This is a genomic window from Pseudomonas sp. MWU13-2862, from assembly GCF_023242495.1.
GTDB classification, from domain to species: Bacteria; Pseudomonadota; Gammaproteobacteria; order Pseudomonadales; family Pseudomonadaceae; genus Aquipseudomonas; species Aquipseudomonas gingeri_D.
This window is the reverse complement of sequence record NZ_JALMEZ010000027.1, coordinates 29,483-42,193: the sequence shown is the minus strand read 5'-3', so window position 1 is coordinate 42,193 and position 12,711 is coordinate 29,483. Positions and strand designations below refer to the sequence as shown.

The following is a 12,711-nucleotide window of genomic DNA, read 5'->3' as shown; positions in this document are numbered from 1 at the left end:
GGGGAGCGCGGTGTTTTCAGGAGCACGGATAAAACAAAGGCGCCCGAAGGCGCCTTTGTGTTTTGCGGGTCTAGATCACGCCATTTCAGCCGTGGTTTCGAACTCAAAGGTCAGCTCGCCATCCTTCAGATCGATGTGCACCACACCGCCATGGTCGGACAACTCGCCGAACAGGATCTCCTCGGCCAACGGCCGCTTGATCTTGTCCTGGATCAGACGCGCCATCGGGCGTGCGCCCATCGCCGCGTCGTAACCACCTTCCGCCAGCCAGTTGCGCGCCGCATCGGTGACTTCCAGTTGCACACGCTTGTCTTCCAGCTGCGCCTGAAGCTCGGTAAGGAACTTGTCCACCACACTCTTGATCACCTCATGGCTGAGGCGACCAAACTGGATAATGGTGTCCAGACGGTTGCGGAACTCCGGCGTGAAGCTCTTCTTGATCACTTCCATCGCATCGGACGAGTGGTCCTGATGCGTGAAGCCAATCGACGCACGTGCCGCGGTTTCGGCACCGGCGTTGGTGGTCATGATCACGATCACATTGCGGAAGTCCGCCTTGCGCCCGTTGTTGTCGGTCAGGGTCCCGTGGTCCATCACCTGCAGCAGCAGGTTGAAGACTTCCGGGTGGGCCTTCTCGATTTCATCGAGCAGCAGCACGCAATGCGGTTGCTTGGTGATGGCCTCGGTCAGCAGGCCGCCCTGGTCGAAACCGACATAACCCGGAGGCGCACCGATCAGACGCGAAACGGTGTGACGCTCCATGTACTCGGACATGTCGAAACGCACCAGTTCGATCCCCATCGCCTTGGCCAACTGCCGCGCCGCTTCGGTCTTGCCGACGCCGGTGGGACCGGCGAACAGGAACGAACCGACCGGTTTGTCCGGCGATTTCAAGCCGGCACGGGACAGCTTGATGGCGGTCGACAGCGAGTCGATGGCCGCATCCTGACCGAACACGGTCAGTTTCAGGTCGCGCTCCAGATTACGCAGCAGTTCCTTGTCGGAGCTGGTGACGTGTTTTGGCGGAATCCGCGCGATCTTCGCCACGATGTCCTCGACCTGAGGCACCTCGATGCGTTTGACCCGTTTCTCGATCGGTTGCAGGCGCTGATAGGCACCGGCCTCGTCGATCACGTCGATGGCCTTGTCGGGCATGTGCCGATCATTGATATAACGCGACGCCAGTTCGGCGGCGGCGCGCAAGGCCTCGTCGCTGTACTCGATATTGTGGTGCTGCTCGAAACGCCCTTTCAGGCCGCGCAGGATACCGATGGTGTCTTCCACCGAAGGCTCGGACACGTCGACCTTCTGGAAGCGCCGCGCCAAAGCCCGGTCCTTCTCGAAGATGCCACGAAATTCCTGGAAGGTGGTCGAACCGATGCAGCGGATATCACCCGAGGAGAGCAACGGCTTGAGCAGGTTCGAGGCATCCATGACGCCGCCGGAAGCGGCACCCGCACCGATGATGGTGTGGATTTCGTCGATGAACAGGATCGCCTGCGGACGTTTTTTCAACTCGCCGAGCAACGCCTTGAAGCGCTTCTCGAAATCGCCGCGGTATTTGGTACCGGCCAGCAGTGCACCGAGGTCAAGGGAGTAGACCACGCTGTTGGCCAGCAGGTCCGGCACCTGGTTGTCGACGATGCGCTTGGCCAGGCCTTCGGCGATGGCCGTCTTGCCCACGCCCGCCTCGCCCACCAGCAGCGGGTTGTTCTTGCGCCGGCGCGCCAGGATCTGCGCCACGCGCTCGACTTCCAGCTCACGCCCGACCAGCGGATCGATACGACCCTGGCGCGCCAGTTCGTTCAGATTGCTGGCATAAGCGTCCAGTGGATTGCCTGAAGATGAAGACTCACCGCCCTCTTCGTCCTGCATATCTTGCTCGCCTTCGGAGTGATCGCCGTGCCCGGGCACCTTGGAGATGCCATGGGCGATGTAGTTGACGACATCGATACGTGCAACGCTTTGCTGCTTGAGCAGGAAGACCGCCTGGCTCTCCTGCTCGCTGAAGATCGCGACCAGCACGTTGGCGCCCGTCACTTCACGCTTACCGGAACTCTGCACATGGAAGACAGCACGTTGCAGGACACGCTGAAAGCCCAGAGTCGGCTGGGTTTCGCGATCCTCGTCATGGACGGGGATCAGCGGCGTGGTGGAGTCGATGAACTCCTGCAGATCGTGCTTGAGTTTATCGAGATTGGCGCCACAGGCACGCAGGACGGTGGCGGCAGCCTCATTATCCAAAAGGGCCAGCAGCAGGTGTTCGACGGTCATGAATTCATGACGCTTCGAGCGAGCCTCCTTGAAGGCAAGATTGAGGGTGACTTCGAGTTCGCGGTTTAACATAGTTCACCTCATACCCAAGTGGTCGGCATTAACCGTCCTTCTCGATTTCACAGAGTAGCGGATGCTGGCTTTCCCTGGCGTACTGATTGACCTGCATGGCCTTGGTCTCGGCGATGTCGCGGGTAAACACTCCACATACTGCCCGTCCTTCTGTGTGGACGGCCAGCATGACCTTGGTCGCCAGCTCGCGATTCAGGTTAAAAAACACCTCGAGCACTTCGACGACGAAATCCATCGGTGTGTAGTCATCATTGAACAAAACCACCTTGTACATCGGTGGCGCCTGCAACGCGGGCTTGGATTCCTGTACAGCAATACCCGCTGAATCGTCGTCGTGGGAATCCGGGCGATCCTGATTGAATGTTAGTCGAATCTGGCTGATTGCATGCATGGAAAGAAAGGTTCGTCAGTTGAGCAATTGCAGTGATGGGGGCACTTCGGACAGATTTCAACACTGGCCGTCGCGTCACCTTGACTATCGGCAAAACGGTGTTACAACCAATAGAGCCCACATTGGGTAATAAAGGTCCATACCGTCAACCGTTTTTCTGGTTCACGCAGTGAAGGATGAACTGGATGATACTCCAGTGATGGGGTCGTTTGCAGAGGGATATGAGCATGCTGAGTGGTAAAGTCAAGTGGTTCAACAATGCCAAGGGCTACGGCTTCATCATTGAAGAAGGCAAGAGTGAAGATCTGTTCGCCCATTACTCGGCCATCCAGATGGATGGCTACAAAACCCTTAAGGCTGGCCAGGCAGTAAGCTTTAGGATCGTCCAGGGTCCCAAGGGGCTGCACGCGGTCGATATTCAGGCACTCGTGACCACCGCAGCACCCGCGGCAAAGCCGCAGAATGCAGGGGCACAAGCCCCGGCGGAAACGGCCAAGGCCTGAAAGCAGAGGCTTTCAGATAACGAAACGCCCGGGCCAATCACTAGGCTCGGGCGTTTTCGTTTACCGCCGGTCAGCCTACATGTGCTTGATCAGCGCATCGCCAAAGCCGGAAGACGACACCAGCGTCGCACCGTCCATCAGACGCTCGAAATCATAAGTCACGGTTTTCGCGCCGATGGCGCCATTGGTGCCCTTGATGATCAGGTCGGCCGCTTCGATCCAGCCCATGTGCCGCAGCATCATTTCCGCGGACAGGATCAGCGATCCGGGATTGACCTGGTCCTTGCCCGCGTACTTGGGCGCGGTACCGTGGGTCGCTTCGAACATTGCCACGGTGTCGGACAGGTTGGCCCCCGGCGCGATACCGATACCGCCCACTTCGGCGGCCAGGGCGTCGGACAGATAGTCGCCGTTCAGGTTCAGGGTCGCGATCACGTCATACTCCGCCGGACGCAGCAGGATCTGCTGGAGCATGGCATCGGCGATGGCGTCCTTGACCACCACGTTGCGGCCGGTTTTCGGGTTCTTGAACTGCATCCACGGGCCGCCGTCGAGCAGGGTCGCGCCGAACTCCTCGGCCGCCACTTCATAGGCCCACTCCTTGAAGGCACCTTCGGTGAACTTCATGATGTTGCCTTTATGCACGATGGTCAGCGACTTGCGATCGTTGTCGACGACATATTGCAGGGCCTTGCGCGCCAGTCGCTTGGTGCCCTCTTTGGACACCGGCTTGATGCCGATCCCGCAGTCCTGGTCGAAACGAATCTTGGTGACACCCATTTCTTCCTTCAGGAACTTGATGACCTTGATCGCTTCCGGCGAACCGGCCTTCCATTCGATACCGGCATAGATGTCTTCGGAGTTTTCACGGAAGATCGTCATATCAACGTCGCCGGGCTTCTTCACCGGGCTGGGTACACCTTCGAACCAGCGCACCGGACGCAGGCAGACATACAGGTCGAGCTGCTGACGCAGGGCCACGTTCAGCGAACGGATGCCGCCGCCCACCGGTGTGGTCAGCGGCCCCTTGATGGAAACCACATAATCCTTGACCGCATCCAGGGTTTCCTGGGGCAGCCAGGTGTCCTGGTCATAGACCTGGGTGGCCTTCTCGCCGGCAAAGACTTCCATCCAGGAAATCTTGCGCTTGCCGCCGTAGGCCTTGTGTACCGCCGCATCGACGACCTTGATCATCACCGGGCTGATATCGACGCCAATACCATCGCCTTCGATGAAGGGGATGATCGGGTTGTCAGGAACATTGAGAGAATGGTCTGGATTGACGGTGATTTTTTCGCCGACGGCCGGAACCTGAATCTTCTTGTATCCCATGTTGAACTCCATCTATGGATTGAACATCTGGCTGCGTTCGAGCGTACCCCAGGTGCTTGCCCGTGGGAACCTCACACCCGACTCATCTGCCGCGAAAAACCTCGATTTCGCGGCCTACAAGCTTGAAAGCAAAGGTAAAAGCGCCAAAGTCGAGCACTGCTTGCGACACCTCGTCACAGGGTGCCCTGCGACCTTTAGACCAATGGACGAGTGTAGTCGCTTATGAAGCATCGGCGTTTTGCCAGCAACCTATGTATAATCGCGCCGCTGACCATGGAGTCACGACGGCCGACCTCTCTACAACGAGACTTTCCGCCTGAAAAAGCCGGGTTGTTATCGCAATCCGACCGCTTGACGCTCGACTGATGCACCCAACATCACCGCGCGCGAAGAAACCTCGACATTCGGCTCATGGATGACTTTTGAACGAACGCGCTTACCCGGCGCATCTCGAGTTTCTGCGCATGCTTTAGCAAAGAAGAGAGTTAATCCGAATATGCCCAACCGTTCGAAGATCATCTACACCTTCACCGACGAAGCCCCTGCCCTCGCCACCTATTCACTGTTGCCTATCGTAGAGGCCTTTACCGCTTCGGCTGATATCGCCGTGGAAACCCGTGATATCTCGCTGGCCGGCCGCATTCTCGCAAGCTTCCCTGAACAACTGGGCGCCAAGGCCGTGCCGGACCACCTCGCCGAACTGGGCGAGCTGGCTATCACCCCCGAAGCCAACATCATCAAGCTGCCGAACATCAGCGCCTCGGTTCCACAACTGCAGGCAGCGATCAAGGAACTGCAAGCCCAGGGTTTCAACATCCCGGACTACCCGGAAACCGTCAGCACCGACGCCGAGAAAGACGCTCGCGCCCGTTACGACAAGATCAAGGGCAGCGCCGTGAACCCGGTCCTGCGCGAAGGCAACTCCGACCGCCGCGCGCCGCTGTCGGTCAAGAACTATGCCCGCAAGCACCCGCACAAGATGGGCGCCTGGGCTGCCGACTCCAAGTCCCACGTCGCTCACATGAGCACCGGTGACTTCTACGGCAGCGAAAAAGCCGCACTGATCGACGCTGCCGGCAGCGTCAAGATCGAGCTGATCGCCCAGGACGGCACTGCCAGCGTCCTGAAAGAGAAAACCAACGTACAAGCCGGTGAGATCCTCGACTGCGCCGTGCTGAGCAAGAACGCCCTGCGCAGCTTCATCGCCGCTGAAATCGAAGACGCCAAGCAACAAGGCGTGCTGCTGTCGGTTCACCTGAAAGCCACCATGATGAAGGTCTCCGACCCGATCATGTTCGGCCAGATCGTTGCCGAGTTCTATAAAGACGCCCTGGCCAAGCACGCTGACGTGCTGGAGCAGATCGGCTTCAACCTGAACAACGGCATCGGCGACCTGTACGCCCGCATCAAGGCCTTGCCGGCCGAGCAACAGGCGCAGATCGAAGCCGACATCCAGGCGGTCTACGCTGCCCGTCCGTCGTTGGCCATGGTCAACTCCGACAAAGGCATCACCAACCTGCACGTGCCGAGCGACGTCATCGTCGACGCCTCGATGCCAGCGATGATCCGTGACTCCGGCAAGATGTGGGGCACCGACGGCCAGCTGCACGACACCAAGGCGGTGATCCCGGATCGCTGCTACGCCACCATCTACCAGGCGGTGATCGAAGACTGCAAGCAACACGGCGCCTTCGACCCAACCACCATGGGCAGCGTGCCGAACGTCGGCCTGATGGCGAAGAAAGCCGAAGAGTACGGTTCCCACGACAAGACCTTCCAGATCAAGACCGACGGCGTGGTTCGGGTTTCCGACAGCACCGGTCGCACCCTGCTGGAACAGACCGTGGAAGCCGGCGACATCTTCCGTATGTGCCAGACCAAGGACGCGCCGATCCAGGACTGGGTCAAACTGGCCGTCAACCGTGCCCGCGCCAGCAGCACTCCAGCGATTTTCTGGCTGGACCCAATGCGCGCCCACGACGGCGTGGTCATCGAGAAGGTCCAGACCTACCTCAAGGACCACGACACCACCGGCCTGGATATCCAGATCATGTCGCCGGTCGACGCGATGAAGTTCACCCTGGACCGCACCCGCGCCGGCAAGGACACCATCTCGGTGACCGGTAACGTGCTGCGCGACTACCTGACCGACCTGTTCCCGATCATGGAACTGGGCACCAGCGCCAAGATGCTGTCGATCGTGCCGCTGATGAACGGCGGTGGCCTGTTCGAAACCGGCGCCGGCGGTTCGGCACCGAAACACGTGCAGCAACTGGTGGAAGAGAACTTCCTGCGCTGGGACTCCCTGGGTGAATTCCTGGCCCTGGCCGCGTCCCTGGAACACCTGGGCGTGACCTACAACAACCCGAAAGCCCTGGTGCTGTCGAAGACCCTGGACCAGGCCACTGGCCAGTTCCTCGACAACAACAAGTCGCCATCGCGTAAAGTCGGCAACATCGACAACCGCGGCAGCCACTTCTACCTGGCGCTGTACTGGGCCCAGGCCCTGGCCGCCCAGAGCGAAGACACTGCGCTGCAAGGCCAGTTCACCCAGCTGGCCAAGACCCTGGCCGAGAACGAGGCGACCATCGTTGCCGAGCTCAACGCCGTACAGGGCAAGCCAGTGGACATCGGCGGCTACTACCACGCCGACGCCGAGCTGATCAGCAAGGCCATGCGTCCGAGCGCAACCTTCAACGCGGCGATCGCTACACTGGTGTAAGGCTGGAAGGTTGCAAGGAATATTCACAGCCGCGATCCTGTCGGGCTGTTAAAACCTGGCCATCTTCTGACCGATTGAACGAATGCCCGTATCGCAAGATACGGGCATTTTTCTTGTGCGCTGCATTTTGGGTTGAAACGACCTCCGGCGCTGGAGGTTGCTTGACAGCGTCAGGGGGCGACCTAGACTCAATGGCATCGTTCTAAGTACGCCCTCTTCACTGAAGGCGCATGAAGTAAACCATGAGTGTTGAAAGCCACGGCATGATCCAAACACGCTCCTTTCAGCCTTTTGGGATGCGGGATGTCTCGGCAAGAGAACGAGAGAGCGCGAGATCAGGCGTCATTCTGAAACTGGAATGACCTATAGCTGTATCGACCTCAAGTGGAGCGAAACCGGGTTGCTGCAATCGCCTACGCAGCGATAGCAGTTGTCCTTGTACAAGGTTTGAGTTTTTAACGAACAATACGCACTGAAAACTCATCACCTGACTCGCTTACACTGAGGGACACATCATGAAAAATAACAAGCAAGTTACCATGCCTGCTCAAAGACCCTTCGCCATCGGGAACTGGAGTTTTCAGCACCTGAAAGTATCTCCCACCTTGTACGCCAGAGAGGGCGAGAACGAGCCTTTTGAGTATAGAGAAGTAAATGAGCTCAGCCATGCTGGCGGAAGATTCTCTACAGGTGTTCGTACCAATGACTATGGACAGAGATATAGCTACGTCACTGCCTCCCATGAACTACTGTTTGAAAGCTCATCTGCTGAATACAAATTCAATGTGATCAAGTTCGGAAATCAAGTCACCTACTCAACCAGCTCTCCTGGCGCCAGCGTCGACGTTTTCCCTTGGATTTTCGATGATTTTCTAATGATAATTGAACTTACGATGCGCAAATCAGGTGCAGCAGCCGACAGCAAGACAGATGAGGCCGACAGGCGGTTTGAGGTCCAGATCAACGATAAGGTCATTCAATACTCTCCAAGCGACCTCGTACATCCGGCCCCCAAAGAGAAGGTCTCCCAAGTCATTATCGCAACCACAGATAAATTTTCTATTTTATCCAACGTCAATCTCTATTTTTCGGGCTGCGATGTATACCGAGAATTCCCTCCAGGAGAAATAAACAAAGTAGACCAACAGGGTAAAGGCTATCCAGGGGCGGGCACCGATTACTACCTCACACCAGACAAGGGTTATCCACCTGGAATAACAACCCTGACTATAAAGGACGGATTCTCGGAAGCAACCGCTGTCGTCGAATTTGACCACGACACATCAAAAAAACAGGTCACCATGACGATCAAATCATTTACAAGCAAACTGTGTGATATCCGACACTTTTCACTCGAAGACAACTACTATCCGAATGCGATATGCGTTGCTCTTTAAGGATGACCAGAGCCTGCACAGGCCAGCGAAGGGCTACTGCCATTTACATTCAAGACCAGCATCGCTGACAAGGAGGACGTAATTGCCTGTATGGGCGCTTGCTCGCGACGGCGATTCATCATTCATTTAATATCGACTGATCCACCGCTATCGCGAGCAAGCCTGCTCCCACAGGGGCCTGCATTTCAACTGAGAAATAGAGGTCTCCCCATGGACTGGAACCCCCACATCACCGTCGCCACTGTCGTCGAAGACAACGGTCGCTTTCTCTTCACCGAAGAGTGCTACGAAGCAGCAACGGTCCTCAACCAGCCCGCCGGTCACCTGGACCCGAATGAAAGCCTCAGTGAGGCCGCCATCCGCGAGACCCTCGAGGAAACCGGCTGGGAGGTGGAACTGACCGGCGTCGTCGGCATCTACCTGTATACCGCCCCGAGCAACGGCGTGACCTACCAGCGCGTCTGCTTTGCCGGCAAAGCGCTCAAGCACCGCCCAGACTACCCACTGGACCACGGCATCATCGGCCCACGCTGGCTGACCCGCGACGAATTGCTGGCCCTGCGCCCGCAATGGCGCAGCGAGCTGATCATCCGCTGCCTGGACGATTATCTGGCCGGCCCCCTGCACAGTCTCGAGCTGATCCGCCCTTCTCTTTAGCCTTGCGGGCCCGGGCCTGTTAGAATCGCGTCCTTTTTCGAAGACACTCATTGAATCCCTATGCGTGATCCAGCTGCCACCGCCCCAGAAAACCTGCGCGTCATCGTCGGCATGTCCGGCGGCGTAGACTCTTCCGTTTCCGCCGTACTGCTGATGGAGCAGGGTTACCAGGTGGAAGGCCTGTTCATGAAGAACTGGGAAGAAGACGACGGAACGGAGTACTGCACCGCCATGGACGACCTGGCGGACGCCCAGGCCGTGTGCGACAAGATCGGCATCAAGCTGCACACCGCCAACTTCGCCGCCGAATACTGGGACAACGTGTTCGAACACTTCCTGGCCGAATACAAGGCCGGACGCACGCCGAACCCGGACATCCTCTGCAACCGCGAAATCAAGTTCAAGGCGTTCCTCGACTACGCCCTGATGCTGGGTGCCGACCTGATTGCCACCGGCCATTACGTGCGTCGCCGCGACATCGACGGCCGCACCGAACTGCTCAAGGGCCTGGACCCGAACAAGGACCAGAGCTATTTCCTCCATGCCGTCGGCGGCGAACAGATCGCCAAGACCCTGTTCCCGGTCGGCGAACTGGAAAAGCCCGCAGTGCGCGCCATTGCCGAGAAACACGAACTGGCCACGGCGAAGAAGAAGGACTCCACCGGTATCTGCTTTATCGGCGAACGGCGCTTCAGCGACTTCCTCAAGCAGTACCTGCCGGCCCAGCCGGGTGAGATCAAGACCACCGAAGGCGAAGTCATCGGTCGTCACCACGGCCTGATGTACCACACCATCGGCCAGCGCCAGGGCCTGGGCATCGGCGGCCTGAAGGACGCCGGCGACGAGCCCTGGTACGTGCTGCTCAAGGACCTGGAGCACAACGAACTGATCGTCGGCCAGGGCAACGAGCACCCATGGCTGTTTTCCCGCGCCCTGCTCGCTTCCGAGATCTACTGGGTCAACCCGGTGGACCTGAGCGTGCCGCGCAAGCTGACGGCCAAGGTGCGTTATCGCCAGGGCGACCAGTCCTGCACCCTGGAACAGACTGAAAACGGCTATCGCGCCGTGTTCGACGAACCCCAGCGCGCGGTGACTCCAGGCCAATCGGTGGTGTTCTACGACGGTGAAGTCTGCCTCGGTGGCGGCGTGATCGAAGTCGCCGAGCCCTGGACCTTCAAGGAACAGCGCCCATGAGCCCGACCCAGGAGCAACTGACGGCGCTGGGCGGCGTGTTTCTCGCCGCGGTGCTGGTGGACAAGATCGCCAAGAGCGGCCAGTCCAGCGAAGCCGGCTTGAGCTGCATGCTCAACAGCCTGCTGGTGCGCGACCCCAAGGACACCCTGGAAGTCTACGGCGGTGACGACCTCCAACTGCGCGACGGCTACCGCGCGCTGATCGGCGCCCTGGAGCGCGACCCCAGCGCCCTGCAACGCGAACCGCTGCGCTACGCCCTGTCGATGCTCGGCCTCGAGCGCCAGTTGGCCAAGCGTGACGACTTGCTGGAGATCATCGGCAAGCGCCTGCCGCAGATCCAGTCCCAGGTCGAGCATTTCGGCCCGTCCCACGAAAACGTCGTGGCTGCCTGCGGCGCCCTCTACCAGGACACCCTGAGCACCCTGCGCCAGCGTATCCAGGTGCACGGCGACATGCGCAACCTGCAACAACCGAGCAACGCCTCGAAGATCCGCGCCCTGCTCCTGGCCGGTATCCGCTCGGCGCGCCTGTGGCGACAACTGGGTGGCCATCGCTGGCAACTGGTGGTCAGCCGGCGCAAGCTGCTCAAGGAACTCTACCCGCTGATGCACAGCGCCTAGGCGCCGTTATCCGCGAAAAGCGCAAGACGCCGGTCGGTTGGCAACAGACCGGCGAGTATTTTCATGTATGATACGCGCCCCATTTCGTTGCCCGACTGTCCGAGAACACCCCATGCAGCTTTCTTCGCTCACTGCGGTTTCCCCTGTTGACGGCCGCTACGCCGGCAAAACCCAGGCCCTGCGCCCAATTTTCAGCGAATACGGCCTGATCCGTGCACGCGTGCTGGTGGAAGTGCGCTGGCTCCAGCGCCTGGCCGCCCACGCCCAGATCAGCGAAGTTCCGGCCTTTTCCGCCGAAGCCAACGCGGTCTTGAACACCCTCGCCGAGAACTTTTCCCTGGAACACGCCGAGCGTGTGAAGGAGATCGAGCGCACCACCAACCACGACGTCAAAGCCATTGAGTACCTGCTCAAGGAACAGGCCGCCAAGCTGCCTGAACTGGCCAACGTCAGCGAATTCATCCACTTCGCCTGCACCAGCGAGGACATCAACAACCTGTCCCACGCCTTGATGCTGCGCGAAGGCCGTGACGACGTGCTGCTGCCGCTGATGCGCCAGATCGCCGAATCCATCCGCGAACTGGCCCAGCGCTTCGCCGCCGTGCCGATGCTCTCGCGCACCCACGGCCAGCCGGCCTCGCCGACCACCCTGGGCAAGGAACTGGCGAACGTCGTCTACCGCCTGGAGCGCCAGATCGCCCAGGTCGCCGCCGTGCCGCTGCTGGGCAAGATCAACGGTGCCGTGGGCAACTACAACGCCCACCTGTCGGCCTACCCGCAGATCGACTGGGAAGAAAACGCCCGCGCCTTTATCGAAGACGAGCTGGGCCTGGGCTTCAACCCCTACACCACCCAGATCGAGCCGCACGACTACATTGCCGAGCTGTTCGACGCGATCGCGCGCTTCAACACCATCCTGATCGACTTCGACCGCGATATCTGGGGCTACATCTCCCTGGGCTACTTCAAGCAGCGCACCATTGCCGGCGAAATCGGTTCCTCGACCATGCCGCACAAGGTCAACCCGATCGACTTCGAAAACTCCGAAGGCAACCTGGGTATCGCCAACGCGCTGTTCCAGCACCTGGCCAGCAAGCTGCCGATCTCCCGCTGGCAGCGTGACCTGACCGACTCCACCGTGCTGCGCAACCTCGGCGTCGGCTTCGCCCACAGCGTCATTGCTTACGAAGCCAGCCTCAAGGGCATCAGCAAGCTGGAGCTCAACGAGCAGAAAATCGCCGCCGACCTGGACGCCTGCTGGGAAGTCCTGGCCGAGCCGATCCAGACCGTCATGCGTCGCTACAACATCGAAAACCCGTACGAAAAACTGAAAGAACTGACCCGCGGCAAGGGCATCAGCCCCGAAGCGCTGCAGACTTTCATCGACGGCCTCGAAATGCCCGCGGACGCCAAGGCCGAGCTGAAAAAGCTCACCCCGGCCAACTACATCGGCAACGCCGTGGCCCAGGCCCAGCGTATCTGATCGCGCCGTACCCGCTCTGAACGCCCGGCTGAGCCGGGCGTTTTTATTCCAGCCTTAAAAATGCTT

Annotated in this window: 10 protein-coding genes; 7 read left to right on the top strand and 3 right to left on the bottom strand. The window is 59.4% G+C overall.

From position 1 onward, the window contains the following. Positions 1–75: 75 nt before the first annotated feature. The gene (gene clpA / locus M5C56_RS31615) at positions 76–2,346 is read right to left on the bottom strand and encodes an ATP-dependent Clp protease ATP-binding subunit ClpA (protein ID WP_103494146.1); all 2,271 of its coding nucleotides are present in this window, start codon (positions 2,344–2,346) and stop codon (positions 76–78) included. Positions 2,347–2,374: 28 nt separating this feature from the next. Further along, positions 2,375–2,737 (bottom strand): ATP-dependent Clp protease adapter ClpS, encoded by a 363-nt coding sequence (clpS, locus tag M5C56_RS31610; RefSeq protein WP_040069302.1) that lies wholly within the window; start codon positions 2,735–2,737, stop codon positions 2,375–2,377. Between the two features lie 227 nt (positions 2,738–2,964). On the opposite strand from clpS, the gene cspD reads away from it, so the two are divergent. After that, a complete protein-coding gene (gene cspD, locus M5C56_RS31605) occupies positions 2,965–3,240 on the top strand; it encodes a cold shock domain-containing protein CspD (protein WP_103494155.1) in 276 nt (91 codons plus the stop codon). Between the two features lie 75 nt (positions 3,241–3,315). Here the strand turns inward: cspD and icd are convergent, their stop codons facing one another. Continuing rightward, positions 3,316–4,572 carry an NADP-dependent isocitrate dehydrogenase gene (gene icd / locus M5C56_RS31600; RefSeq protein ID WP_103494147.1) on the bottom strand — a complete coding sequence of 419 codons (1,257 nt, stop codon included), beginning with the start codon at positions 4,570–4,572 and terminating at the stop codon, positions 3,316–3,318. 496 nt (positions 4,573–5,068) lie between these two features. Between icd and M5C56_RS31595 the strand changes: the two genes are divergently transcribed. From M5C56_RS31595 to purB, 6 genes are all read left to right on the top strand, one after another. Beyond that, entirely contained in the window at positions 5,069–7,294 is a 2,226-nt protein-coding gene (locus tag M5C56_RS31595) for an NADP-dependent isocitrate dehydrogenase (RefSeq protein ID WP_103494148.1), read from the top strand. A 515-nt stretch (positions 7,295–7,809) separates the two neighbouring features. Further along, positions 7,810–8,691 (top strand): hypothetical protein, encoded by an 882-nt coding sequence (locus M5C56_RS31590; protein ID WP_103494149.1) that lies wholly within the window; start codon positions 7,810–7,812, stop codon positions 8,689–8,691. A gap of 210 nt (positions 8,692–8,901) precedes the next feature. Continuing rightward, a complete protein-coding gene (locus M5C56_RS31585; RefSeq protein WP_103494150.1) occupies positions 8,902–9,348 on the top strand; it encodes an NUDIX hydrolase in 447 nt (148 codons plus the stop codon). Between the two features lie 60 nt (positions 9,349–9,408). After that, a complete protein-coding gene (mnmA, locus tag M5C56_RS31580) occupies positions 9,409–10,542 on the top strand; it encodes a tRNA 2-thiouridine(34) synthase MnmA (RefSeq protein ID WP_103494151.1) in 1,134 nt (377 codons plus the stop codon). Next, the gene (gene hflD, locus M5C56_RS31575; RefSeq protein ID WP_103494152.1) at positions 10,539–11,162 is read left to right on the top strand and encodes a high frequency lysogenization protein HflD; all 624 of its coding nucleotides are present in this window, start codon (positions 10,539–10,541) and stop codon (positions 11,160–11,162) included. Before mnmA ends, hflD begins: the two co-directional genes overlap by 4 nt. A gap of 112 nt (positions 11,163–11,274) precedes the next feature. Continuing rightward, positions 11,275–12,645, top strand: coding sequence for an adenylosuccinate lyase (gene purB / locus M5C56_RS31570; RefSeq protein WP_100940081.1), 1,371 nt, complete (start codon positions 11,275–11,277; stop codon positions 12,643–12,645). Positions 12,646–12,711 lie beyond the last annotated feature (66 nt).

Excerpts from the sequence above, each read along its gene's own strand:
- clpA (WP_103494146.1), bottom strand. The coding sequence starts at position 2,346 with ATGTTAAACCGCGAACTCGAAGTCACCCTCAATCTTGCCTTCAAGGAG.
- clpS (WP_040069302.1), bottom strand. The coding sequence starts at position 2,737 with ATGCATGCAATCAGCCAGATTCGACTAACATTCAATCAGGATCGCCCG.
- cspD (WP_103494155.1), top strand. The coding sequence starts at position 2,965 with ATGCTGAGTGGTAAAGTCAAGTGGTTCAACAATGCCAAGGGCTACGGC.
- icd (WP_103494147.1), bottom strand. The coding sequence starts at position 4,572 with ATGGGATACAAGAAGATTCAGGTTCCGGCCGTCGGCGAAAAAATCACC.
- M5C56_RS31595 (WP_103494148.1), top strand. The coding sequence starts at position 5,069 with ATGCCCAACCGTTCGAAGATCATCTACACCTTCACCGACGAAGCCCCT.
- M5C56_RS31590 (WP_103494149.1), top strand. The coding sequence starts at position 7,810 with ATGAAAAATAACAAGCAAGTTACCATGCCTGCTCAAAGACCCTTCGCC.
- M5C56_RS31585 (WP_103494150.1), top strand. The coding sequence starts at position 8,902 with ATGGACTGGAACCCCCACATCACCGTCGCCACTGTCGTCGAAGACAAC.
- mnmA (WP_103494151.1), top strand. The coding sequence starts at position 9,409 with ATGCGTGATCCAGCTGCCACCGCCCCAGAAAACCTGCGCGTCATCGTC.
- hflD (WP_103494152.1), top strand. The coding sequence starts at position 10,539 with ATGAGCCCGACCCAGGAGCAACTGACGGCGCTGGGCGGCGTGTTTCTC.
- purB (WP_100940081.1), top strand. The coding sequence starts at position 11,275 with ATGCAGCTTTCTTCGCTCACTGCGGTTTCCCCTGTTGACGGCCGCTAC.